General features: G+C 59.0%; 16 protein-coding genes and 1 rRNA gene. 16 read left to right on the top strand and 1 reads right to left on the bottom strand.

Going from position 1 to position 26,133, the window contains the following annotated elements:
- Positions 1-54: 54 nt before the first annotated feature.
- The 8 genes from ftsE to GT019_RS22575 all read left to right on the top strand — a co-directional run bounded on the left by ftsE (position 55) and on the right by GT019_RS22575 (position 11,695).
- A complete protein-coding gene (gene ftsE / locus GT019_RS22610) occupies positions 55-741 on the top strand; it encodes a cell division ATP-binding protein FtsE (RefSeq protein ID WP_161745696.1) in 687 nt (228 codons plus the stop codon).
- A complete protein-coding gene (gene ftsX / locus GT019_RS22605; protein WP_161745694.1) occupies positions 731-1,648 on the top strand; it encodes a permease-like cell division protein FtsX in 918 nt (305 codons plus the stop codon). Before ftsE ends, ftsX begins: the two co-directional genes overlap by 11 nt.
- Before the next feature lie 12 nt (positions 1,649-1,660).
- Positions 1,661-2,836: a murein hydrolase activator EnvC family protein gene (locus tag GT019_RS22600; RefSeq protein ID WP_161745692.1), complete on the top strand. Its 1,176-nt coding sequence runs from the start codon at positions 1,661-1,663 to the stop codon at positions 2,834-2,836.
- A gap of 143 nt (positions 2,837-2,979) precedes the next feature.
- A complete protein-coding gene (locus tag GT019_RS22595; RefSeq protein ID WP_161745690.1) occupies positions 2,980-4,449 on the top strand; it encodes a S41 family peptidase in 1,470 nt (489 codons plus the stop codon).
- 129 nt (positions 4,450-4,578) lie between these two features.
- The gene (locus tag GT019_RS22590) at positions 4,579-5,871 is read left to right on the top strand and encodes a PDZ domain-containing protein (RefSeq protein WP_161745688.1); all 1,293 of its coding nucleotides are present in this window, start codon (positions 4,579-4,581) and stop codon (positions 5,869-5,871) included.
- Positions 5,872-6,193: 322 nt separating this feature from the next.
- Positions 6,194-8,197 (top strand): excinuclease ABC subunit UvrB, encoded by a 2,004-nt coding sequence (gene uvrB, locus GT019_RS22585; RefSeq protein ID WP_161745686.1) that lies wholly within the window; start codon positions 6,194-6,196, stop codon positions 8,195-8,197.
- A gap of 21 nt (positions 8,198-8,218) precedes the next feature.
- Positions 8,219-11,104, top strand: a complete 2,886-nt coding sequence (gene uvrA, locus GT019_RS22580) for an excinuclease ABC subunit UvrA (RefSeq protein ID WP_161745684.1) — start codon at positions 8,219-8,221, stop codon at positions 11,102-11,104.
- Positions 11,105-11,482: 378 nt separating this feature from the next.
- A complete protein-coding gene (locus GT019_RS22575; protein WP_161745682.1) occupies positions 11,483-11,695 on the top strand; it encodes a hypothetical protein in 213 nt (70 codons plus the stop codon).
- Between the two features lie 184 nt (positions 11,696-11,879).
- On the opposite strand, the gene GT019_RS22570 is transcribed toward GT019_RS22575, so the two are convergent.
- A complete protein-coding gene (locus GT019_RS22570) occupies positions 11,880-12,848 on the bottom strand; it encodes a sugar phosphate isomerase/epimerase family protein (protein ID WP_161745680.1) in 969 nt (322 codons plus the stop codon).
- Positions 12,849-13,148: 300 nt separating this feature from the next.
- On the opposite strand from GT019_RS22570, the gene GT019_RS22565 reads away from it, so the two are divergent.
- From GT019_RS22565 to GT019_RS22530, 8 genes are all read left to right on the top strand, one after another.
- Positions 13,149-15,668, top strand: coding sequence for a U32 family peptidase (locus tag GT019_RS22565; RefSeq protein WP_161745679.1), 2,520 nt, complete (start codon positions 13,149-13,151; stop codon positions 15,666-15,668).
- Between the two features lie 213 nt (positions 15,669-15,881).
- A complete protein-coding gene (locus GT019_RS22560; protein WP_161745677.1) occupies positions 15,882-17,639 on the top strand; it encodes an AfsR/SARP family transcriptional regulator in 1,758 nt (585 codons plus the stop codon).
- Complete coding sequence (locus tag GT019_RS32055) at positions 17,636-19,795, top strand: ATP-binding SpoIIE family protein phosphatase (protein WP_161745675.1); 2,160 nt, start codon at positions 17,636-17,638, stop codon at positions 19,793-19,795. Before GT019_RS22560 ends, GT019_RS32055 begins: the two co-directional genes overlap by 4 nt.
- 16 nt (positions 19,796-19,811) lie before the next feature.
- On the top strand, positions 19,812-20,180 hold the full coding sequence (locus GT019_RS22550) for an STAS domain-containing protein (RefSeq protein ID WP_328804024.1): 369 nt from the start codon (positions 19,812-19,814) through the stop codon (positions 20,178-20,180).
- Between the two features lie 33 nt (positions 20,181-20,213).
- The gene (pcrB, locus tag GT019_RS22545; protein ID WP_161745673.1) at positions 20,214-20,927 is read left to right on the top strand and encodes a heptaprenylglyceryl phosphate synthase; all 714 of its coding nucleotides are present in this window, start codon (positions 20,214-20,216) and stop codon (positions 20,925-20,927) included.
- A 312-nt stretch (positions 20,928-21,239) separates the two neighbouring features.
- A complete protein-coding gene (gene pcrA / locus GT019_RS22540) occupies positions 21,240-23,606 on the top strand; it encodes a DNA helicase PcrA (RefSeq protein WP_161745671.1) in 2,367 nt (788 codons plus the stop codon).
- Between the two features lie 47 nt (positions 23,607-23,653).
- Positions 23,654-25,699 carry an NAD-dependent DNA ligase LigA gene (ligA, locus tag GT019_RS22535; RefSeq protein ID WP_235949021.1) on the top strand — a complete coding sequence of 682 codons (2,046 nt, stop codon included), beginning with the start codon at positions 23,654-23,656 and terminating at the stop codon, positions 25,697-25,699.
- A 362-nt stretch (positions 25,700-26,061) separates the two neighbouring features.
- A 16S ribosomal RNA gene (locus GT019_RS22530) occupies positions 26,062-26,133 on the top strand; the annotation flags it as partial.

The following is a 26,133-nucleotide window of genomic DNA, read 5'->3' as shown; positions in this document are numbered from 1 at the left end:
TTAGCATCCTTCTGTCGAATAGGATTAAGCTGACTATCTACAGGATGTGATACCGTGATCGAGCTTCAAGACATTTGGAAAACGTACGCGGACGGCACTCATGCGCTTCGCGGCGTCTCCGTTCTCATAGAACGCAATGAATTCGTTTACCTGGTAGGGCCTTCCGGGGCTGGAAAATCGACCTTCATGAAACTGATCTACCGCGAGGAAATTCCGACCAAAGGGCAAATCTCCGTCAACGGATTCAATATCGGCAAGCTCAAGCCGCGCAAAATCCCGTTCGTGCGCCGCAACATCGGCGTCATCTTCCAGGATTACCGGCTGCTGCCGAAGCTGACGGTCTTTGAAAATATCGCCTTCGCCATGGAAGTCATCGAAGCGCCCAAGCGCATCATCAAGAAAAGAACGATGGAGGTGCTCGAGCTCGTCGGCCTGCGTGGGAAGCACGGCAGCCTGCCGCAGCAGCTGTCCGGGGGCGAGCAGCAGCGCGTCGCCATCGCGCGCGCCATCGTGAACAATCCGTCCGTCATCGTGGCGGACGAGCCGACGGGGAACCTGGATCCCGAGACCTCGTGGGGCATCATGAACCTGCTCGAAGAGATCAATTTCCGCGGCACCACCATCGTCATGGCCACGCACAACAAAGAAATCGTCAATACGCTCCGCAAACGCGTCATCGCGATCGAGAACGGCACGATCGTGCGCGACGAAGTGAGAGGAGAGTACGGCTATGAAGCTTAGCACCCTCTTCCGCCATTTTCGGGAAGGCCTCAAGAACGTGGTGCGTAACGGGTGGATGACCTTCGCCTCTGTCAGCTCCATCGTGATTTCGCTGTTCATTCTCGGCGTCTTCCTGCTGCTCGCGATGAACGTCAACAAGCTGGCCGACCAGATCGAAAGCCAGGTCCAGATCCGGGTCTATCTGCAGCTGAACACGCCGGCAGCCAAGATCGACGAGCTCAAGACCGCGATCGGCAATATCGCCGAAGTGAAGAAAGTGACGTTCGTCTCCAAGGAGCAAGGGCTCGAGGAGCTGCGCAAAAGCATCGGCGCCGACGGCACGGAGCTGCTCGAAGGCTACGACAAGACCAATAATCCGCTGCCGGATTCCTTCACGGTCGACGTCTTCGATCCGCAGAACATCGCCTATGCCGCGAAGAAGATCGACGCGATCGGCAGCGCCGACGGGACGAAGCCGTTTTCGAGCGTGAAGTACGGGAAAGGAACGGTCGAGACGCTGTTCAAAATCACGAACGCCGTCCGCAACATCGGCCTTGTCATCGTCGCCGGTCTCGGCTTGACCGCGATGTTCCTCATTTCCAACACGATCAAGATGACGATTCTGGCGCGCCGCCGCGAGATCGGCATCATGAAGCTCGTGGGCGCGACCAACAATTTCATCCGCTGGCCGTTCTTTATCGAAGGCGCGCTGATCGGCATACTGGGCTCCGGGATTACGATCGCCGCCCTGCTGTTCGGCTACTCGCAGCTGGTCGAAGCATCGCAGTTCGATCTGGGTCTGATGATGATCAAGCTGGTGACGCTGAAGGACGCCGGCCTTACCGTCTCGGCGATCACGCTCGGACTCGGCATGCTGATCGGCATCTGGGGCAGTACCTTATCCGTACGGAAATATTTGAAAGTGTAGGTGACTGTGAACGTGAAGAAGGGTTTGCTGGTTCTCGCGATCATCGTTTTGGCGGGATACATCTTTCAACCGACGAAGGGCGAGGCTTCCTCGCAGCTGGATAAAATCAATCAAGAGCTCGCGCAGGTCCGCAAGGAGATGAGCGCGGCGACGCATAACCGCAACCAGGCGGACAAGGACAAGGAATACATCCTCCAGATGAAGGACAAGACGGCGAAGTCCGTCAACGAAATCGTCGCCCAGATCAACGAGGTCGGCGGGCAGCTGAACGGCGTTCAGACGCAGATCGACGAGAAGGAAGCGCAGGTCAAGCAGACGGGGGCGGATCTCGAAGCCGCGGAAGCGCGGCTCGCCTCGCAGGACAAGCTGCTGCAATCGCGGGTTCGCCTCATGTACACGAACGGCGTCGTATCCTACCTGGACGTGCTGCTGAGCGCGACGAGCTTCAGCGATTTCATCGATCGGATGGATTCGCTGTCGTCCATCCTGGGTCAGGACCGCGACATTCTCGCCAGCCGCAAGCAGGACAAGGCGCTCGTGGAAGCGAAGAAGCTCGAGGTCGAGAAATCGCTGGCCGAAGTGAAGACCATGTACGGCAAGCTTGCGGATTACCATGATCTCCTGAAGGACAAGGAGAAGCAGAAGGAAGTCATGGTGCTGAAATACAAGAGCCAAGCGGACGACCTTGACGAGATCAGCGAGGATCAGGAAGATCTGCTGATCCAGCTGGCGAAGAAAGTATCCGACCTCGAGGCGAAGAAGAACACGCTCAAAGTCTATTACAACCCCGGCGGCAAGCTCGGCATGCCGCTCAAGGCCAGCTGGCACCTGAGCTCGCCGTTCGGCTACCGCATTCATCCGATTACCGGCGCGAAGAAGCTGCATACGGGCATGGATATGGCGGTGCCGAAGGGCACGCCGATCTACGCGGCCGAATCCGGCGTCGTCATCGTCGCCCAGTGGTGGAGCGACTACGGCAATTGCGTCATCATCGATCACGGCGGCGGTTTGTGGACCGTATACGGCCATATTCGCGACGGCGGCATCAAGGTCGAGAAGGGCCAGCAGGTGAAGCGCGGCCAGAAAATCGCCGAAGTCGGCAGCACGGGCATGTCGACGGGGAACCATCTCCACTTCGAAGTGCGTTTGAACCAGAAGGCCGTCAATCCCGCGCCGTACTTGAAATAAATAACGGGCCCGAGCCGATTGGCTCCATGCCGAACGACAACGCCGCACCCGAGAGCAAATAATTGGGTGCGGCTTGTCATATACTAGGAAAGTTGGGAATATTGCTGCGGGCCGAACGGGCCGGCTCATGAAGGGGTGTTGACGTGCAGTTTAAAGGACGAACAGTGGCGGCGTTTATTTTGCTTACGATGGCGGCTTCCGTGCTGGTCACGCTGACGGTTGCGGACCGCTTTGTCGCGATCGGAAGCGAAGGGACGGCGGCAAGGGCGGCGTCATCGGAATCGTCCGGACAATACGGGCTCAACGAGAAGGAGCTCCGCAAACTGAATACCGTGCTCGGCTTGATCGAGACGAAATATTTTCGCGACGTGGACCGGACGAAGGTGATGGACGGCGCGATCAACGGGATGATGGAAGCGCTCGGCGATCCGTATTCGGTGTATATGCAGAAGACGGTGGCCAAGCAGTTTTCCGAGACGATCGAAGGCTCGTTCACGGGCATCGGAGCGGGCGTTCAGATCAAAGAAGGCAAAATCACCGTGGAATCGGCGATCAAAGGCTCGCCGGCGGAGCGGGCGGGCGTGCAGCCGAACGATGTTCTCGTGTCGGTCAACGGGGAGAAGCTTGCAGGCCTGTCGCTCAATGACGCCGTGGCGAAGATTCGCGGGCCGAAGGGCTCCAAGGTCAAGCTCGTCATTCAGCGCGCGGGCCTGAGCCAGCCGCTGCAGCTGACGATCGTGCGCGACGACATCGATTACGAGACCGTGTACGCCCATTTGCGCGAAGACGGCATCGGCGTCATCGAGATTCGCCAATTTTCGTTGAATACGGGAGACCGGTTCGCCGAAGAGCTGGACAAGCTGGAGAAGCAGCATATGAAGGCGCTCATCATCGACGTGCGGGGCAACCCCGGCGGCGTGCTGCCGGTCGTCGTGTCCGTCGCGCAGCCGTTCGTGCCGAAAGGGCAGCCGATCGTCCAGGTGGAGGATAAGAGCGGCCATCGGGAGAAAACGGTGTCGAGCGGCACCGGCAAGACCTATCCCGTCGCCGTGCTCATGAACAAAGGCAGCGCGAGCGCCTCCGAAGTGTTGGCCGGCGCGCTCAAGGAAGAAGCGCATGCCGTGCTTGTCGGCGAGACGTCCTTCGGCAAAGGCACGGTGCAGGTCAGCTACGACAAACAGCTGGCCGACGGCAGCCTGATCAAGATGACGATCGCGAAATGGCTGACGCCGCTCGGCAACTGGGTGCACGAGAAGGGCCTGAAGCCGGACGTAGCCGTGCAGCCGCCGGATTACTATACCGCGGCGCGCATGTCCAAGGAAAAGACGCTCGTGCCGAACACGATCGACGAGAACACGAAGAGCCTCCAGATCATGCTGGCGGGGCTCGGATACAAAGTCGACCGCAAGGACGGCTATTACAGCGCGGCGACGGCCAGCAGCGTCAAGGCGTTCCAGCTGAAAGCCGGACTTCCGGTAACGGGCAGCGCGGATAAAGCGACGGCCGAGAAGGTGGAGGAACAGCTCATCGCGAAGATTCGCGACGAGAACAGCGACACTCAGCTGCAGAAGGCCGTCAGCGTGCTTAAAGGCAAGCTCGGCGTGGCAAATTAATCCGGCAGGAGATCGCGGCGCCGGCGTCGAATAAGAAGAAGGTTGGAGTTCCGCCGCATGCGGGACCCGCCTTCTTTTTTATTTGCGATCGCGTCGGAACAGGGAACGAACATTCGGGGAGTGAAGGGATTGGAAGCGGCTATGGATGTGCTTCGGCTGGCTGGATCGGCGGCTCTCGGATTGCTGCTGTCTCCGTTTTACTATATTGGCGTGCTTCTCATCATGCTGCAATACTTTCGGCAAACGCGGCTTGAACGCAAGCTGTTTCATGTGCGGCTTCATGCATGGCCGAACCAACTGGCGCGAACGATGCTCGCGGGTCTGATCGTCGGCGTGCTGCTCTCCTGCGCGGGTTTGTTTCTCGGCGTGACCGTCGACGGGGAAGCGGTGCTTTGGCTGTGGGGAACGGCCATCGTGCTCTTGATCGTGCGCGTCCGTTATCTTTGCTTCGCGTACAGCGCCGGAATGCTGGGCTTGCTTCAATGGGGACTGGCCTGGTCCTCGCTCGACGCGCGAGGCGATTGGATCGGATCGGCTGCGCGGTCCGTCGGCGGACTCGACATACCGGGGCTGCTGGTGCTAGTGGCGCTGATGCATATTGCGGAAGGACTGCTGGTCCGTTGGCAGGGGGCGCGCTTCGCGAGCCCGCTCTTCCTCGAGGGCAAGCGGGGCAAGCTTGTCGGCGGTTACATGCTGCAGGGTTATTGGCCGGTGCCGATGCTGTTGCTCGTGCCGGCCGCGGCCGGGAGCGGGGACGTGACCTTGCCGTGGTCGCTGCTGTTGGATGGAGGCGCGGCGTGGAGCCACGGGGTGACGATGATCGGGTTTCCGATGATGATCGGGTTCACGGAGCTGACGCGGACCATGCTTCCGGGCGCGAAAGCGCGAAGCTCCTCGAAGGCGCTGCTGGTCTACGGCATTATTCTCGGCGCCGCGGCCGTGACGGCCTCCTTCTGGTCGCCGTTCATGCTGGCGGCCGCATTGTGCGCGCTGCTGCTGCATGAAGCGCTGGTCGCCGTCAGCTATTACAAAGAAGACGCGAACATGCCGCTGTACGTAAACGATGATCGCGGATTGCGCATCTTGGCCGTCATTCCGGGCACGCCGGCGGAGGCCATGGGCCTGCAAGCGGGAGAAATCATCCAGAAGGTGAACGGCGTGCCCGTCCGGTCGAAGGAAGACCTGCATGCCGCGCTGCACATCAACTCCGCGTTCTGCAAGCTCGAGGCGGTCAATTTGGAGGGCCATGTCAAATTCGCGCAGCGCGCGCGTTTCGCGGGCGAGCATCACCAGCTCGGCGTCGTGCTCGCGCCGGACGATCAAGCGGGATTCTACGCCGCGGCTTCGCCGGCTTCGCTGTTCGATTTGCTGCGCAAGCGCACGGCGAAGAGCCGGAACCGTTCGTCGTCGGCTTCGTTGTAACGGCAGCATGCAAGCCCCGGTCCCTGTCGCATATCGCGGCAAGCCGGGGCTTTTTTCATAGGCCTCGAGGAGGCAATTGCCGCTTATGGAAAGATGAACCGCGCATTGCATCGCAAGGGGTAAAACGGTATAATAGGTAAGAATGGGAACACATATTCTTATGCAAGATTTCGCTATGCCGACGGATTTCTCCGTCGGGAGCTTGTTTGCGGAATCCTATTCCCGTTTAATTTACGATTGCCGTCTATTTTTCCAGCATTATTGGGCATACAAATTAATAGGCCTTTTCATAGAAGACATAGGATCGGGGTGTAGCAAACTTATGGTTGAACAGCAGGAGCAAGGCAGGCTCTTCTCGCTCAAATCGGAATATACGCCGCAGGGCGACCAGCCGGAAGCGATCCGGCACCTCACGGCGGGGGTCGAGGCCGGAACGATGCATCAGACGCTGCTCGGCGCGACGGGGACGGGGAAGACGTACACGATCGCGAATACCATCGCGAAGCTGAACCGGCCGACGCTCGTCATCGCGCACAACAAAACGCTCGCGGCGCAGCTGTGCAGCGAGTTCAAGGAGTTTTTCCCCGATAATGCGGTTTCCTATTTCGTCAGTTATTACGATTACTATCAACCGGAAGCCTACATCCCGTCCTCCGATACGTTCATCGAGAAGGATTCCAGCATCAACGACGAGATCGACAAGCTGCGCCACTCCGCGACCAGTTCCTTGTTCGAGCGGCGCGACGTCATCATCGTCGCGAGCGTATCCTGCATCTACGGTCTCGGTTCCCCGATCGAATACGGGAAGCTGGTGCTGAGCCTCCGGGTAGGCATGGAGAAGCCGCGCGACACGATTCTTCATAAGCTCGTCGACATTCAATATCAGCGCAACGACATTAACTTCATTCGCGGCACGTTCCGCGTCCGCGGCGATATTGTCGAGATTTTTCCGGTCGCGAACAACGAGCGCGCGATCCGCGTCGAGCTGTTCGGCGACGAGATCGAGCGCATCACCGAGATCGACGTGCTGACCGGCGAGATCGTCGGCGAGCGCGATCACGTCGCAATCTTCCCGGCGTCTCACTTCGTCACGCACGAGGATACGATGAAGGTCGCGATCAAGAATATCGAACGCGAATTGGAAGAGCGGCTGGCGGAGCTGCGCGAGCAAGGGAAGCTTTTGGAGCTGCAGCGGCTGGAGCAGCGGACGCGGTACGACCTCGAGATGATGCAGGAGATGGGTTTCTGCAGCGGGATCGAGAACTATTCGGGACCGCTGACGTTCCGCGAGCGCGGCGCGACGCCGTATACGCTGATGGATTATTTTCCGGACGACATGCTGATCGTCATCGACGAATCCCACGTCACCATTCCGCAAATCCGGGCCATGTACAACGGCGACCGGGCGCGGAAAGAAGTGCTCGTGGAGCACGGATTCCGGCTGCCTTCCGCCATGGATAACCGTCCGCTTCGCTTCGAAGAATTCGAGAAGAAAGTGAAGCAGGCCATTTACGTATCGGCGACGCCGGGCCCTTACGAGTTGGAACATTGCCCGGACATGATCCAACAGATCATCCGTCCGACCGGCTTGCTCGATCCGATCGTCGAAGTGCGGAAGACGAAGGGGCAAATCGACGATTTGCTCGTCGAGATCCGCGACCGGATCGCCAAGGACGAACGCGTCCTGGTGACGACGCTGACGAAGAAGATGTCGGAGGATTTGACGGATTATTTGAAGGATGTCGGCATCAAGGTGCGGTACCTGCATTCCGATATCAAGACGCTGGAGCGTTTGGCGATCTTGCGCGATTTGCGGATGGGGACGTTCCACGTGCTCGTCGGGATCAACTTGCTACGGGAAGGCCTGGACTTGCCGGAGGTATCGCTGGTCGCGATCTTGGACGCCGACAAAGAAGGCTTCCTGCGTTCCGAGCGGTCCTTGATTCAAACGATGGGCCGCGCGGCGCGTAACTCGGAGGGCCGGGTTATCATGTACGCGGACCGCTACACGGATTCCATGAATACCGCCATCGGCGAGACGGAGCGTCGCCGCGCCATCCAGGAAGCATATAACGAGGCGCATGGCATTACGCCTCAGACGATCCGCAAGAAAGTGCACGACGTCATCGAAGCGACGAAGGCGGCCGAACAGAAGAGCGACTATCTGACGGGCGTCGGCGTCGACAAGATGTCGAAGAAAGAACGCCAGTCGCTGCTGCAGCGACTGGAAGCGGAGATGAAGGAAGCGGCCAAGAGCCTGCAGTTCGAACGTGCGGCGGAGCTTCGCGACGCGCTGCTTGAACTCAAAGCGGAATTGGGCCTGTAGGCCGGGAGGAGAGGTAAGAAAGTGGCTAGCGATTCGATCGTAATTAAAGGGGCAAGGGCCCACAATCTCAAAAACATCGACGTGACGATTCCACGCGACAAGTTCGTCGTGCTGACCGGACTCAGCGGTTCCGGCAAGTCTTCCCTGGCCTTCGACACCATTTACGCGGAGGGGCAGCGCCGGTACGTCGAATCGTTGTCGGCCTACGCGCGTCAGTTTCTCGGACAGATGGAGAAGCCGGACGTCGATTCCATCGACGGGCTGTCGCCGGCGATTTCCATCGACCAGAAGACCACGAGCCGCAACCCGCGTTCGACGGTCGGTACGGTTACGGAAATCTACGACTACCTGCGGTTGTTGTTTGCCCGCGTCGGGAAGCCGCACTGTCCGGATCACGGCATCGAGATCACGTCGCAGACCGTCGAGCAGATGGTCGACCGCATCATGGAATATCCCGAGCGGACGCGGCTGCAGATTCTGGCGCCGATCGTCTCTGGACGCAAGGGCGAGCATTCCAAGCTCCTTGCCGACGTGCAGAAGCAGGGCTTCGTGCGGGTGCGCGTGAACGGCGAGCTGCGCGAGCTGGGCGAGACCATCGAGCTGGAGAAGAACAAGAAGCATAACATCGAGGTCGTCGTCGACCGGATCGTGGTGAAGGACGACGTTCACAGCCGGTTGGCGGATTCGCTCGAGACGGCGCTGAAGCTGTCCGGCGGCCAGGTGATCGTCGACGTCATGGAGAAGGAAGAGCTGTTGTTCAGCTCGAACCTGGCTTGTCCGATCTGCGGGTTCAGCATCGATGAGCTGGCGCCGCGCATGTTCTCGTTCAACAGCCCTTACGGCGCTTGCCCGGACTGCGACGGCTTGGGCGCCAAAATGATCGTCGATCCCGATTTGCTCGTGCCGGATTCGACCAAGTCGATTGCCGAGGGCGCATTCGAGGCATGGGCCGGCAGCACGTCGAACTACTATCCGCAGTTTCTGGATGCGGTGTGCAAGCATTACGATATCCCGCGCAACGTGCCGGTCGGCGAGCTGACGCCGGAACAAATGAAAAAGCTGCTGAACGGGACCGGGGGCGAGCGCGTTCGCTTCCGGTACACCAACGATTTCGGCCATGCCAAGGAAGCGCTCGTGCCGTTCGAAGGCATCGTCAACAACCTTGAGCGCCGTTACCGGGAGACGGGATCGGAAGGCATCCGCGAGCATATCGAACAGTACATGAGCGCCAAACCATGCTCCGGCTGCAAGGGCCACCGGTTGCGGAAGGAAAGCTTGGCCGTTACCATCGGCAGCCAAAACATCTCGTTCGTGACTTCGCTTTCGATCGGGGAAGCGGAACGTTTCTTTAACGGCCTTGATCTGACGGAGAAGGAGATGCTGATCGCGCATCTCATCCTCAAGGAAATCAACAGCCGGCTCGGCTTCCTCGTGAACGTCGGTCTGGAATACCTGTCGCTGAACCGGGCCGCGGGCACGCTCTCCGGCGGAGAAGCGCAGCGGATTCGGCTGGCAACCCAGATCGGTTCGAGCCTTATGGGCGTTCTCTATATTCTCGACGAACCGAGCATCGGCTTGCATCAACGCGATAATGACAAGCTCATTCAGACGCTTCTGCACATGCGCGACCTTGGCAACACGCTTATCGTCGTCGAGCATGACGAAGATACGATGCTGGCGAGCGATTACGTCATCGATATCGGTCCGGGCGCAGGCATCCACGGCGGTCAGGTCGTATCCATGGGGACGCCGAAGGAAGTCATGGCGGACGAGAATTCGTTGACTGGCGCTTATCTAAGCGGCCGCAAGTTTATCCCCGTGCCGCTGAAGCGGCGGGAGACGAACGGCAAGTGGCTGGAAGTCCGCGGAGCCAAAGAGAACAATTTGCGAGGCGTCAACGCCAAGTTCCCGTTAGGGGTGTTCACGGCGGTCACCGGCGTATCCGGCTCCGGAAAATCGACGCTGGTTAACGAGATCCTGTATAAGACGCTGGCGCGCGATCTCAACAAAGCGAAGGTTCGCCCCGGCGAATACAAAGAAATCCGCGGCTTGGAGCATGTCGAGAAGGTCATCGACATCGATCAATCGCCGATCGGCCGGACGCCGCGCTCCAACCCGGCGACCTATACGGGCGTATTCGACGATATTCGCGATCTGTACGCGTCGACGAACGAAGCGAAGGTGCGGGGCTATAAGAAGGGCCGTTTCAGCTTTAACGTAAAAGGCGGCCGCTGCGAATCTTGCCGCGGCGACGGCATCATCAAGATCGAGATGCACTTCCTTCCGGACGTATATGTCCCTTGCGAGATCTGCAAGGGCAAGCGCTATAACCGCGAGACGCTCGACGTGAAGTACAAAGGCAAAAGCATCGCGGATTTGCTCGAAATGACCATCGAGGACTCCTGCGAGTTCTTCCGCAACGTGCCTCGTATTCACCGGAAGCTGCAGACGCTGCTCGATGTCGGACTCGGTTACATGAACCTTGGCCAGCCGGCGACGACGCTTTCGGGCGGCGAAGCGCAGCGCGTGAAGCTGGCGGCGGAGCTGTATCGCCGCAGCACCGGCAAGATGCTGTATATTCTCGATGAACCGACGACGGGTCTCCATGTCGATGATATCGATCGTCTGCTCGTCGTGCTCCATCGTTTGGTGGATTCAGGCGAGTCGGTCCTGGTTATCGAACATAACCTGGACGTTATCAAGACCGCGGACTACCTCTTGGATCTTGGACCGGAAGGCGGAAAAGGCGGCGGCACGATCGTGGCCACCGGTACGCCGGAAGAAGTGGTGAAAGTCGAAGGTTCTTATACGGGCCGCTATTTGAAGCCGATTCTGGAGCGCGATCGCGAGCGTACGATCGCCCAGCATCGCGAGGTTCAAAGCGTAGCTGCAGGAGCCGAGCAATAAACAATAGGGCTGTTCCGTCGATGCGGCGGGGCAGTCACTTTTTGTTTTGGGAAGATCGACATGAGGCGAGCGACGTTACTCGATCCGCGGCGTCGGAAGATCATTAGATATAGAAGCGAAGAACCGCTCTTTCCTAGAAACTCGGCATGGGCGTTTTTTCTATGTGCTCAATCCCGCATTGTTTAGTTCCTGGACGAGATGGACACTTTAACTTTACGGGAGATCTTTATATAAATCAGCCGAGTTGTTCATAATAAAAAAACATGCAAAAAATGGTGACAAACTTGTTACGATTGTCGTTTGTGGCTTGCAACGAGCTCGTGATGAGGCTAACATAAGTAGTATAGGCTACGTGCGAAAATAAGGAGGATCTACCCCATGTATCTTGCAGAGACTGCATCAACGGCGCTCGCGAAATTCGATCCCATGGATATTATGATGCTGCTGTTTACGATCGTCATCTTCATCGGATTGGTTCGGTTGGTCATGAGCCCGAAGAAAAATAAGTTCGCCATCGGATGGGCGACCGTATCGTTTCTCGTGTTTGCTTTCGCGAACTACGTGATGATCTTCAAAGTGTGGATCTCGTAATACAACTGCAGCACGCATAAGGACGGATTGCTCGACCGATCAAGCCGATGGGATCTTGAAGCCAAGATTTCAGCGGCTTTTTTCGTTCGGGAGCAGCCATGGAGGTAAGCGCCTGCTATACAAGAAGCTCCGGCCAAATGGCCGGAGCTTCTTTGCGTATGCCGTTAGGATGCTTAGCGCGGGATTATACCCACCACATTTCGCCAAGCGGCTCGCGGATCAGGATGGATTGCAGGTTTTGCACGGCTTTCGAGAAGCCTTCGTCAACGGACATCAGGCCGTCTTCGTGCTCGATGCTGACGACGTAGTCGTAGCCGACGAGACGAAGCGCGCTGATGATGTCGGACCAGACTTTCATGTCGTGGCCGTAACCGACGGTGCGGAACTGCCAAGCGCGGTCCAGCATAAGCGTGTAAGACTGCATGTCCGTTACGCCGTGACGGTTGACGTTGATCGGGTCGATCGACGTGTCTTTGGCATGGAAATGATGAATCGCGCCGGCGCGTCCGAGAATGTGGATCGCTTGTACCGGATCGATGCCCTGCCACCACATATGGCTTGGGTCAAGATTGGCGCCGATCGCGTCGCCGGCCGCTTCGCGCAGGCGAAGGAGCGTAGCTGGCGTGTGCACGGAGAATCCGCCATGCAGCTCAAGGCCGATTTTGACGTTGCTTTCGGTGGCCAGCTTGCCGATTTCCGTCCAGTAAGGGATAACTTTGTTTTCCCACTGCCAATCCAGGATTTCCTGATAGTCGTTCGGCCATGGCGCAACCGGCCAGTTCGGATATTTGGCATCCTCATGGTCGCCGGGGCAACCGGAGAACGTGTTGACGACCGGAACGCCGAGTTTGGAAGCCAAAGCAATCGTTTTACGGATGACGGCATCATGCTCGCTCGAAATCGCTTTCTGCGGATGCAGCGGGTTGGCGTGGCAGCTCAGCGCGCTGATCGTGAGGCCGCGGGAATCGACCGCATCCTTAAACGCTTTCAGCTTGCTTTCGTCGGCGAGCAGTACGTCCGGATCGCAGTGCGCGTTGCCGGGGTAGCCGCCCGTGCCGATCTCGATGGCATCCAAGCCTTTGGCGGCAATGTAGTCCAAAGCGTCTTCAAACGACTTTTGCGCGAATAAAACGGCAAATACTCCGAGTTTCATACGTGTATAGTTACCTCCCAAATGGATATGTACTGCAGGTCTGCAATCCATTATAGCATGGGCAATTTCCAAGGGTAAGATTCCGAGGGGTCAATGACAAAAAAGCATATATAATGAGCAAAAATCATCCGATCAACATTATGGCTGGAGGGCGGCGTTTCTATCGTTTTCTGGCAGCGTGCGGCGTTGCAAGGTGATGGCCCCAGCCGTTCCCTCCACTATGGCGGCTTTTGTTTAACGGCCCGCTCTGGTACACTGAAAACAAATAAGGGTTTAATAGATAGGGATGAGATTAGCGATATGAATACGATAAACCGGCAAGACGTCGAGCTGTTGGCTCCGGCCGGCGACTGGGATTGCATGCGGGCGGCCGTGGCGAACGGGGCCGATGCCGTATTTTTCGGCGTAGAGAAGTTTAATGCGCGGGCGCGGGCGAACAATTTTCAGACGGACGAGCTCCCGGAAATCATGGCGTTCCTGCACAGTTACGGCGTGAAAGGGTTCCTGACGTTTAATATACTGGTATTCGAAAACGAATTGGAAGACGCGAAACGGCTGATGGATGCGTGCATCGATGCGGGCGTGGACGCCGCAATCGTGCAGGATCTCGGGCTGGTGAAGCTGATCCGCGAACTGTCGCCGGATTTCCCGATTCACGGCTCCACGCAAATGACCATCACGTCCCCGGAAGCGGTGGAATTCACGAAGCCGTTCGACATCGAGCGAGTCGTGCTCGGACGCGAGAACAACCTGAAGCAAATCAAGACGATCGGCGAACAGGCGAAGCTGCCGATGGAAGTATTCGTGCACGGTGCACTGTGCGTGTCCTACTCCGGGCAATGTCTGACCTCCGAGATGTGGGGCGGACGCTCCGCCAACCGCGGGGAATGCGCGCAAGCCTGCCGCCTGCCGTACGACTTGATGGTGGACGGCGTGCAGAAGCCGATGGGCGACGTGGCTTACCTGCTGTCGCCCAAGGATCTCGCGGCGGTCGAACTCGTGCCGGAACTGATCGAAGCGGGCGTGACGTCCTTTAAGATCGAAGGGCGCTTGAAAAGCCCCGAGTATGTCGCCAACGTCGTGAGCAAATACCGCCGGGCGATCGACAAATATTTCGACGGCGATCGTTCGGCGCCGTCCAAGGAAGAGATCCGCGAGCTGCAGCAAAGCTTCTCCCGCGGCTTCACGTCCGGTTTTCTGGAAGGCACGAACAACAAGAAATTGGTAGAAGGCACGTTTCCTAAGAGCCGCGGCGTGTACCTCGGTCGCGTCGAGCGCATTTTGCGCGATGCCGTCGTATGCCGCATCGACGCGCCGCTGAAGCGCGGGGACGGCATCGTGTTCGACGCTGGCGACCCGACGAAGAAGGAAGAGGGCGGCCGCGTCTACGATCTGCGCAGGCAAGGCGTCAAGCTGGAGGGCGAAGCGCAGGAAGGCACGGTACTCGAGCTGGTCCCCGGCCGCAACGATATCGACCTGCGCCGCGTCCACGTAGGCGACCGGATCTGGAAGACAAGCGATCCGGCTTTGGATAGACGGCTGCGCGCCACCTTCGAGACGGAGAAGCCTTATCGCGTATTCCCGCTGCATGTCGTCGTGGAGGGAGAACTAGGACAGCCGCTTCGCACGCGGTGGACCGACGTCGAGAAAGGGAACACCGTCGAGATCGTCTCGGAACTGCCGCTCGAGCATGCGGAGAAGCGCCCGATGGACGAGGCGCTGTTGCGCGAGCAATTCGGCCGTCTCGGCGGTACGGTGTATCAGCTGGAGGCGATGGATGCCCGGCTGCAGGGCGATCTGATCGTGCCGATGCGCGAGCTGAACCGAATGCGGCGCGAAGCCGCCGAAGCGCTCGCGGGCGAACGGCCGAAACCGCCCGTTTACGTGAAGCGCAGCATCGACGCGTATGCGGACGTGCGCCGCGGCGGGACTTCGACATCCGTCGAGGCAGGCCAGGATCCCAAGCTGACGGTGCTCTGCCGGAGCTTGCAGCAGCTGGAAGCGGCGGTGCGATCCGACAAGGTCGGCATGGTGTACGCCGATTTCGAGTTCATCAAACAGTTTCCCGCCGCGATGGAGCTTGCGCGGAGCGCCGGCAAACCGATCGCGCTGGCGACGCCGCGGATCCATATGCCGGGCGAAAACGGCTACCATGCCAACATCCTCAAGCTGAAACCGGATGCGGTGCTGGTGCGCAATACGGGCGCCTTGTACTATTATCTCCGCGCCAAGGCGGCCAATCCGCTCGAGCCGTTTCCGCGGTTGATCGGGGATTTCTCGCTCAACGTGGCGAATCATAAGGCATCGGACCTGTTCTTGGACGCAGGCTGCGATTTCATTACGCCTTCGTACGACCTGAACGTGCAGCAGATGCTCGACCTGCTGCGCAGCAGCGACACGTCGCGCACCGAGGTCGTCATTCATCAGCATCTGCCGATGTTCCATACGGAGCACTGCGTCTACTGCACGTTCATGAGCGAGGGGACGGATTATACGAACTGCGGCCGACCGTGCGAAGAGCACAGGGCTTCGCTCCAGGACCGGATCGGCATGTCCCATCCCGTCCGGGTGGACGAAGGCTGCCGGAACACCGTATATAACGCCATCGAGCAGTCCGGAGCGGAATATATGGCGCAGTTCCGGGATTTGGGCGTCCGATCGTTCCGCATCGAGTTTTTGGAAGAAACGGCCGACAAAGTGGAAGAAGTCATCGATTTGTACAGCGACGCGCTTGCCGGACGCATCGGCGGCACGCAGGTATGGCGCAGCCTCAAAGCGATTAACCAGCTTGGCGTGACGAGAGGCCAATTGGTGAAATAAAGGCATCGTAGAGGAGAGACCTGCAATCGGGTCTCTCTTTTCGCTTGGAGGCGCGATATTCTCGCATTATTCTTTCAACTTCGACAAAACCGAAAGGATTTTGGGACGGCGGAAGCGAATAGTAGCAACTATTAGCACCATGAATGGGCCAAACGGAGGATTGCTATTTCGTAAGGCCGGATGTCAATAATCGAAGCGCGGTGAGGATGCCAAATGAATCAGAATAGCAATCATGTCTCGCAGCAGGATCAATGGCTAGGTCAAGTCATGAAAATCGAACAGACGATTCTGGACGGGCAGATGCCGCCCATCGGGCAGCTGTTGTCTATTCCGGCCGACATAAGAATGAAATCGCCGCTTCTCCTTCGCGCGGAATGCGAGAACGGATTGTTGAACGGGCGTCTCATGGAGACGAAACAGCGCCTGGAAGCGGCGCTGCGCGGCTTCGCCGCTCAAGCGGACGAGTCCGCGATGCTGGCCATGATGGCGATGCTCGGCTTATTGTACGTGCAGGTCGGGGACCTGCACGAAGCGAAACCGTTCATGTCGCTGCTGGCGCAGGAGTGGGACCGCAATCCCGAGAATTGCAGCGGCTTCGTCCCCTGGGCGTTGGCCCGCGCGTCGGCGAGCGCCGCCGAACGGCCATCCCGGTTCGAGGAAGCGCGCAAGCTGCTGTTTGCCGCCGCGGATCGTTTCCGGGAAGAGGGCAGGCCGCTTTGGACGAGCTTCGTGCTGCTCGACTGCATGCTGTTCGACCCGCAGGAGCAGTCCCGGCCGGACTGGCCGTTCTGGATGAACTGGTTGAAACGGCACGCGGCGGAGCATCCGGGCGCGGGATCGGTTGTGCGGCTGCTTGCGAGCGAGAAGCCGGACGGGGCATTGTGCGAGGAGCTGCCGGCACGCTATGCGTACTTGAGCAAAGCGGTGCTGCTGAATCGAGCGGAGGAGCAGCTGCCCGCGGCGCTGAACGACGATATCGAGAGCAGCATTTACGCGGCGGCGGCGGCGGTCGTAAGGCAGCTTGCGGAAGGCCGGCAGGCGGCGGCGGCGGAGATGCTCGGAACGCTTGACCGGCTGCGAGGGACCGTGTCGACCCCGGCTATCGAACGGCTGGTCGAAGAAATGCGGAAGCGGGTGACGGCGGCTTCGGAGACCGCTCGGTCACGGCCGTTACGCCCGGAGCCGGATCGCGAAGGCGCCGGCGCCCCTCGGCATGCAACCGAGATAGGCTCGAAATGGAACATCAAACTATTCGACGGGATCGGCTTCAGCTCCGATGACGGACCGATGGCCGAACCGGTATGGAAACGCCGGAAAGCCGGCGAATTGTTCGTCTACTTGCTGCTGCAGACAGGATACAAAAGCAACCGGGAGCATGTCATCGAGCGGGTGTTCGGCGAAGGCGACCCCGCGAAGCGCTCCAACCAGCTTTACGTTACGCTGCATGACCTGCGTTCCGCGCTCAAAGAGATCGGCTTGCACGAAGAGACCGTGTATGCCAAGCGCGGCGTAATCGGCATTACGGAGCCCATCATCGAATCCGTCGACGTCGAGACGTTCATGACGCTGTCTCGCGTCGGAGATCAGTTATGGATGGACGACCGGGAAGCGGCCAGCCGGCTATATGACAAAGCATTGCCGCTGTACGGCATGCTCGGCACGGAGCTCCCCCACGCGGATTGGCTGGACCGCGCAAGAGAACAATTGAGGGATCGGCAGACGACGATGATCAAGCGGCTGGCGGCGTTCTACGGCGAGCAGAACGACGAAGCGCGCGAGGAGCAGCAGCTGTCGGATTGGATCGCGCTGCGCCCCGATCAGGAGGAGGCGTACGAAGCCATGATCAGGCTTTGCTTGCGGAGCGGCCGGCGCGTGGAGGCGATTGGCTGGTATCGTCGCCTGGAGCGTATATGCATGGAAGAGCTGGGCACGGAGCCGCTGGAAGAGGTTAGGCGATTGCTATGGCCGTGACGAACGAACGGCAGCATCAAGCCGCCTACCATAACGGAACCCTGCTCAACCGCCTGCTCGCCGTTTATCTGATCACGATGCTGGCCGGCGTCGTCATTTTGCGGGGCGACACGATATTGGCTTCCCACTTCGAGAAGATGTTTCCGTTCCCACTAATCATCGTAAGCCTGGGCGCGCTCATGCTCGCGTTTGCGCTCCTTTGCGTCTCGGCTCTTCGGCTGAAGCCGGTCTTCGGACTGCTGCAAGCCAATCTCGGCCAGGATGCCGACGCGAACGCGGAACGCCAAACGAACATGGCGCTGCGCCGGCTGTACCGGCTGCCCTACGAGCTGCTCGGGGGGATCATGATCGTCGGGCTGTCGTTTTCGATCGTGTTTCACGGCTTTGACATCTTGCGGAACCTCGCCAGAGCGGAATTGGACGGGCTGCGGCTGCTGGGGACCATCGTGGGCGAGCAAAGCTTGTTCATCTTCATCGCCATCGTTTTGTTTACGTCCGTGCGGCGCATTCTGAGGCCGGTGCTGATGCGGCTGCAGCCGCTGCCCGGCGGATTCGACGGACGCGCATCCGTTGCGCAGCCGCTCGTCATCACCTATACCTGCACGTTCGTGGTCACGATCCTCAGCCTGATTCAGCTGGCGATCGTCACGGCGAGGCCGCACAGCGCGCTCGATCCTTACAAATTTGGCATCATCGCGCTGTTTTATTTTATAATGGGACTAAGCTTGTTTAGCTACGTGACCATGCAATTCAGGCAGGAGCTGCGGGGGCTGATCCGCGGCATCCGGGGATTGGTCGGCGGCCACGAGCTGCCGAGAAACGAGGCGGCGGCGGTCGTGCACGACGAGGCGGGGGAGCTGGCCATCGCCTACAACGAGCTTCAAAACCGGATCAACCGGGAATACGAATCGCTCGAACGCGAACTGAAGCTGGCCTATAACGTCCAGCAAAAGCTCCTTCCTCCCGGCGACTTGACCATCGGCGCTTACCGGATTACGGCGCGCTGTCAGTCCTACAGCGAAGTAGGCGGGGATTTCTTCGACGTGGTGTCCCTCGGACCGAGCCGCTTCGCGATCATGATCGGCGACGTGTCCGGCAAAGGCATGCCCGCCGCGCTCCTCATGTCCGCCCAGCTGCTCGTCTTTCGGTCCGAGATTCGCCGAAACGGCAGCCCCTCCGAGGTGCTTGCGCGCATGAACCGTCAGCTCTGCGAAGCGATGGGCGAGGAAGGCTCCGTGACGATCGGCGTTGGCGTCATCGACTTGACGAACAATCAGGTGCAGTATGCGAGCGCAGGGCATCTGTCGCCTTACGTCATCGCGAAGGACGGGCATTTCCATGCGGTCGACTGCAGCTCGCTTCCGATCGGCATCGATCCCGAAGCCGTTTATGAGGAGTTCAGCCTGCAGCTGGAGGACGGCGACCGGTTCCTGCTGTATACCGACGGCCTGATCGAGGCCGTTAATCAAAGCGGGGAGATGTACAGCTTTGAAGGCCTGGAAGCGGAGCTGGCGACATGGGAGCCCGCCATGGATCTGGCCGTCGTCATCGACGATTGGCTGGCCCGCGTCGACCAGGAGTGCGGCCCCGGCCAAGACGACCGGACCGTCGTCGTGCTGGAATTGGCCGGCGAATACCGGAGCGTGCTTTCGAAGCTGAATCTGTCTCCGGAAGAGCGCGGAGCGGCGGTCGGCGCGTTCGACAATCCGTTCATGTCGCGGGAATGGTCGCTGCGCAGCAAGCTTGGCGACGAACGGCTGATTTCCATGAAGCTCGGCGACTGGATGGAAGAGCGGTGGCCGGAGAGCGACATTCGCGAGGATGTGCAGAGCGCCCTGTGCGAAGCGATGATTAATGCCATTGAACATGGCAACAAGCTGCAGCCGAATAAATACGTGACGGTCATTGCCCAGGTTGGGAGCATGCTGGCGGTATGCCGGATTTATGACGAGGGTGGGGGTTACTTCCCGCATCTTTCCAGAGACGAAGGAGAGATGCGCAAAAAGCTGGAGTCCGAGGATCCTCGCGGATGGGGGCTCGTCATGATCGATTCGCTGGCGGACTATTGGACGACGGGACGGGACGAGCGCGGCTTTTATACCGAGCTGTACTTTATGCGCAAATCGACCCAGGCTCCGAACGGGCAGCCTACATAGAAAGGAAGTAGACGAAGTGGCAGAACAACCGTTTTCGATGCATGCGCGAAAATTTCCGGGCGGCATGGTGCTCGAACTGAGCGGCGATTTGACCAAGTCGGCGGAGGCGAAGCTGATCGCGGGCTTGGAACAGGAAGCGGAGCTTGGCCGCGGCATCCGGTTCTTGGCGCTTGATTTGACGAAGGTGGATTATATCAACAGCGGAGGGATGGCCGTGCTCATCCGGCTTGCCCGGATGAGCGGCAAAGTGGGCGCCCATACGTTTTCTTGGGGCGTCACGTCCCATTACGAGAAGCTCTTCCGCATGGTCGGGCTGACGGAGTATTTGATGATTTATCCGAACGAGTTCGCGGTGATGCAGCGGATTGAGGCGCTTAATCTTTAACGGCGCGAAGCAACTGGGTAGTGGAGGGTAATCATGGAGCTGCAATCGGCGATATACGAACATTGGCGGCACGCGTTCAAGCTGGACCCCGAACGCGAGATCAGCGACGAGCGGCTGGACGCGGTTTGCATGTCCGGAACGGATGCCGTGATCGTGGGCGGCACGACGGGCGTCACGTTCGACAACACGGTCGATCTCATGTCGCGCATCCGGCGCTACGAAGTGCCGTGCGCGCTGGAGGTGTCCAGCGAGGAGGCGGCAGTTCCCGGCTTCGATCATTATTTCGTTCCGCTCGTGCTGAACACTGACCGCGCGGAATGGATGGCGGGCAGGCAGATCGGAGCGCTGCGCAAGTTCGGCGCGTTCATTCCGTGGGAGATCACTTCGGCGGAGGGCTACCTGATCCTGAACGGGGAAGCCGAGGCAGCCAAGTTGACCGGAGCGCGGGCATCGCTGGACGCGGAGACCGTCACGGCGCATATTTATTTGGCGGACAAGCTGATGAGGCTGCCGATCGTGTACATGGAGTACAGCGGGATATTCGGAGACATGGCGCTCGTCAAGCGCGCGTCGAGACTCGTATCGGGTGCGAGAGTATTCTATGGCGGCGGCATCGACAATGCGGACAAAGCGAGGCAGGCGGCGGAGGCGGCGCATACCGTCATCGTCGGCAATGCGATCTACGACGACCTGGAGGCGGCGTTATCGACGGTCGCCGCGGTTGTGGAGGTGCCGTTCGGCAGATAAAGCACGACCAACACGGCTGTGATAACGAATCGGGCATAAGCGACGCGGTCCTTCGTTTCATGGCCGTTTTGTTTTTGACGCCGCGTTCTAGGGAAGCACGCATCATTGGACAAAAGCAGGAGACAGCGGCTTCCGTGGAAAGCAATCGACGGACAGCAGCTCCGTTTCTCCCTCTTCGGGATATACGGATTCAGGTCCGACCGGCGGGCGGCAGACGCAATCCTGCCCAGCCAATTCTAATTGACACATCCCGGGCGGTTGTCTAGACTGAAGATAGGCGAACAAATGCGAACAAAGGAGTTAACGTTCACTATGTTGAATGAATTTAGCATCGATCAAGCTGTCAGCAAGCTGAACCCGCCGCAGCGCGCGGCCGTTCAAGCGACAGAAGGGCCGCTGCTCATTATGGCGGGAGCGGGAAGCGGCAAGACGCGCGTGCTGACGCACCGCATTGCTTATTTGATGGAGAAGAGACGCGTAGCGCCCTGGAGCATCCTGGCGATTACCTTTACCAATAAAGCGGCGCGGGAGATGCAGCAGCGGGTCGGGGCGCTCGTCGGCGCGTCCGCGCAGGACATATGGGTGTCCACCTTCCACTCCATGTGTGTGAGGATCTTGCGCCGGGACATCGGCCGGATCGGATTCACGAACAGCTTTTCCATCTTGGATTCCGCCGATCAGCTGTCGGTCATCCGCAACTGCATGAAGGAATTGAACATCGACACGAAGAAATTCGAACCGAAGAGCGTGCAGGCGGCGCTCGGCGGCGCAAAGAACGAATTGATATCGCCCGAGCAGTTCGAGCTGAAGATCGGCGATTATTTCGACGGCATCGTGGCGAAGGTATACACGCTCTATCAGAAGAAGCTCAAGAGCAATAATTCCCTCGATTTCGACGATTTGATCATGAAGACGATCCAGCTTTTCAAGGAAGAGCCGGACGTGCTGGCCTTCTACCAAAATAAATTCCGTTATATTCACGTCGACGAGTATCAAGACACGAACCGCGCGCAATATATGTTGTGCAAAATGCTGGCCTCCAAGCATCACAACATCTGCGTGGTCGGCGACAGCGACCAATCGATTTACCGCTGGCGGGGCGCGGACATTTCGAATATTTTGAACTTCGAGGAAGACTATCCCGAGGCCAAAGCGATCCTGCTGGAGCAGAATTACCGTTCGACGTCCAACATACTGAACGCGGCGAACGCCGTCATCAAGCTCAACAGCAGCCGCAAGGACAAGAAGCTGTGGACGGATCAGGGCGAAGGCGAAGCCATCACGGTGTACCAGGCCGATACGGAGCACGACGAGGGCTATTTCGTCACGGGACAAATTCGCCAGCAGGTGAACAAAGGACGCCATTATGCCGATCATGCGATTCTTTACCGGACGAACGCGCAGTCGCGGGTCATCGAGGAAACGCTCATCAAATCCGATATTCCGTACCAGATCGTCGGCGGCGTGAAGTTCTACGATCGCAAGGAGATCAAGGACCTGCTCGCTTACCTGCGGCTGATCTCGAATCCCGACGACGACGTCTGCTTCCAGCGGATCGTCAACGTGCCGAAGCGGGGGATCGGGGACACGACGGTCGCGAAGCTGTTCGACGAAGCGGGCCTCCGCGGCGTCTCCGTCTTCAATCTGCTGGAGCAATTGGATTGGCTCGAGCTGACGGGACGCGCGCGAACCGCGCTGCGGGAATTCCGGGAGATCATCCTCAATCTCACGCGAATGGTGGAATACCTGTCCGTGACGGAATTGACGGAGAAGATCCTGGAGCTGAGCGGCTATCGCGAGGAGCTGCAGCGCGAGAATACGCTGGAATCGAAAGCGCGCCTCGAGAACATCGACGAGTTCTTGTCGGTGACGCAGGATTTCGAGAAGCGCAACGAGGACAAGTCGCTCGTGGCGTTCCTGACGGATTTGGCCCTTATCGCCGACATCGATACGATGGACGCGGAGCCGGAGAACGGCGTCAAGGACGCGGTCGTGCTGATGACGATGCACAGCGCCAAAGGATTGGAGTTTCCGATCGTCTTCATCATCGGGATGGAGGAAGGCGTATTCCCTCACAGCAGGGCGCTGAACGACAACGACGAGCTGGAGGAAGAGCGCCGGCTCGCGTACGTCGGGATCACGCGCGCGGAGAAGCAGCTGTTCCTGACCAGCGCGCGGATGCGCACGCTCTTTGGCCGGACGAATGCCAACATGCCTTCGCGCTTCCTGCGCGAGGTGCCCGACGAGCTGAAGACGGACGCCTCCGCCGTCGGCCGCGGCCGGCCCGCGGGCGGCGGAATCGGCTTTGCCGGAGGCAGCCGAACGGGCGCTGCGGGATCGCCCGGCGGCGGCTTTGGCTTTGTAGGCAATGCCGCGACGCCGCCGCGCCCGGGTCAGGGGCAGCAGCGCCCGTCCGCGCCCGGCGGCGGCAGCAGCGGCGTGCGCGTGACGACCCCGATGGACGGCGCGCGTTCGGCCGCCGGCGCGGCAGCGGCCGCCCAGGGCGGCGGCGACTTTGCGGCGGGCGATAAGGTTTCCCATGGCAAATGGGGCATCGGCACGGTCGTCTCCGTTCGCGGAGTCGGCAACGACAAAGAGCTTCAAATCGCCTTCCCGGCGCCTGTCGGCCTGAAGAAGCTGCTTTCAAGCTTCGCGCCGATTACGAAAGTGACGACTTAGCAAGACTATTAAATATAAATTTGATGAGCATGAAAGGGAGGACGTCAATGACGACTGCGATGGAACCGGGACAGAACGCCGACCCGGCGAAGCTGATGCGCATGCGCGAGCTGGTCGATCTGCTTACGCTTCACAGCCATAATTACTACACGCTCGATCAGCCGACGATCAGCGACAAGCAATACGACGAGCTCTACGATGAGCTCGCGGCACTGGAGCAGCAAACCGGAAGCGCGCTCGCGGATTCCCCGACCCAGCGGGTCGGCGGCGATATTTTGAAGGGCTTCGAGCCGCACCGGCACCTTGCGCGGTTATGGAGCCTCGACAAAGCGCAGGACGCCGAGGATCTGCTCGCCTGGAACGCGCGCATGCGCAAAGCAGTCGCGGATTACAACGCCAAGAATCCCGAGGCGCAGCCCTTGCCCGACCCAGGCTACGTCATCGAGCTCAAATTCGACGGGCTGACGCTGAATTTGACGTATGACGGCGGAAATCTCGTCCAAGCTTCCACGCGCGGCAACGGCGTCGTCGGAGAAGGCATTTTGGCGCAGGTCAAGACGATCCGTTCCATCCCGCTCACCATTCCGTTCACGGACGGACTGATTGAAGTGCAAGGCGAAGGCATCATGAACCTGTCCGTGCTGGAAGCCTACAACCTGACGGCCGCGGAACCGCTCAAGAACGCCCGCAATGCGGCAGCAGGGGCGCTGCGCAATCAGAACCCCCGGATCACGGCGGAGCGCAGGCTGAACGCGTTTTTTTACAATGTCGGATACGCGGAGGGCGTGTCTTTCTCTACCCATCAAGAGATGATTCGGTTTCTCCGCGACAATCGATTCAAAGTGAACGGCTACACGACCTACTGGTCCACGATCGAAGAGGTGCAGGCGGAGCTGGAGCGCGTCGCCGCCGGCCGTCACGAGCACGATTTCCTCATCGACGGAGCAGTCGTGAAACTAACCGACATGCGCACGCGCGAGGTGCTCGGCTATACGGATAAATTCCCCCGCTGGGCGGTAGCCTTCAAATTCGAGGCCGAAGAGACGACGACGATTCTGGAATCCGTCTCTTGGGAAGTCGGACGCACGGGCAAGATCACGCCGGTCGCGCGCGTTGAAGCGGTCGATCTCGCGGGCGTCACCGTGCAGAACTGCACCCTCAACAACGTCGGCGACATCGAACGCAAGAACCTGAAGTTCGCGCTGGGCACGCCCGTGTTCATCCGCCGTTCGAATGACGTCATCCCGGAGATTCTGGGCAAAGCGGACGACGAGCCCGGCCAGGAAATCGTCGTGCCGACGGAATGCCCTTCCTGCGGAACGCCGCTTGAGCTCCGCGGAGCGCATCTTTTTTGCAACAACAAGCTCGGCTGCAGACCGCAGACGATCGGTCGCATTACGCATTTCTCCTCGCGGGATGCGATGGATATCGAGTCGTTCAGCATCATGACGGCGGAGCAGTTGTTCGACGAGTGCGGCGTGCGCGATCCGGCGGACCTCTATGAGCTCACCTACGACAACTTGATCGGCTTGGAACGGTTTGGCGACCGAAAGGCCCGGAAACTGCTCGAAGCATTGGAGAAATCCAAGGACCGGGATCTGGCCGCCTTCTTGTTTGCGCTCGGCATCCCCAACACGGGCAAAGCGACAACCAAAATGCTGGCCGATCATTTCGGCAATCTGGCCGACATTCGCGCTGCCGAAGTCGAGGAGTTGATCGGGCTGCCGGACGTCGGCGGAATCGTGGCCGAGAGCATCTATTCCTATTTCCGGGATCCGGTGATCGCGGAGAGCCTCGATCGCATGCTCGCGCTCGGCATCAAGGCAGAGGGCGAGCGTGGCGCGCCTGCGAGAACCGACAGCGTGTTCAGCGGCAAAACCGTCGTGCTGACAGGGACCTTGTCTTTAATGACGCGCGATGAAGCGGCCAAGAAACTGGAGGCGCTCGGCGCCAAGATCAGCGGCAGCGTGTCGAAGAAGACCGATTACGTGATTGCTGGGGAAAGCGCCGGCAGCAAGCTGACCAAAGCGCGGGACCTCGGTGTCGCGGTCATTGAAGACGAGCAGGAATTCCTGAGATTGCTGGGCGAATAAAGGTTGAAGAGACCGCGATTGAACCATGAAAGGTGCAGTCGCGGTCTTGTCATATTTTACAAGTTGTAATTGGTTTTCGATTGTGGTAAATTACTTCTTGTCGCTTTTGAGGCGAACGACAACATCGATTAGCAACTTTCGACAAGAAAGTAAAAAAGATGTTGACGAACGAAGAAATTGCTGATAATATACTTTCTTGTGACCACGAAAGTGATTGCGAGTAAAACAAGTTCTTTGAAAACTGAACATATGGATCACGTCAGATTCAACAATTGCTTTATACGGTTGGCTTCGGCCAATTTGTACAAGCTAGCAAGTAATGAGCTAACAAGCTTATTCTATACATTGGTTTTCGGACCACTTTTATGGAGAGTTTGATCCTGGCTCAGGACGAACGCTGGCGGCGTGCCTAATACATGCAAGTCGAGCGGAGT

This window comes from Paenibacillus glycinis (assembly GCF_009909185.1).
Lineage (GTDB): Bacteria > Bacillota > Bacilli > Paenibacillales > Paenibacillaceae > Paenibacillus_Z > Paenibacillus_Z glycinis.
The sequence above is the reverse complement of the archived record's forward strand: the minus strand, read 5'-3'. Positions and strand labels throughout refer to the sequence as shown.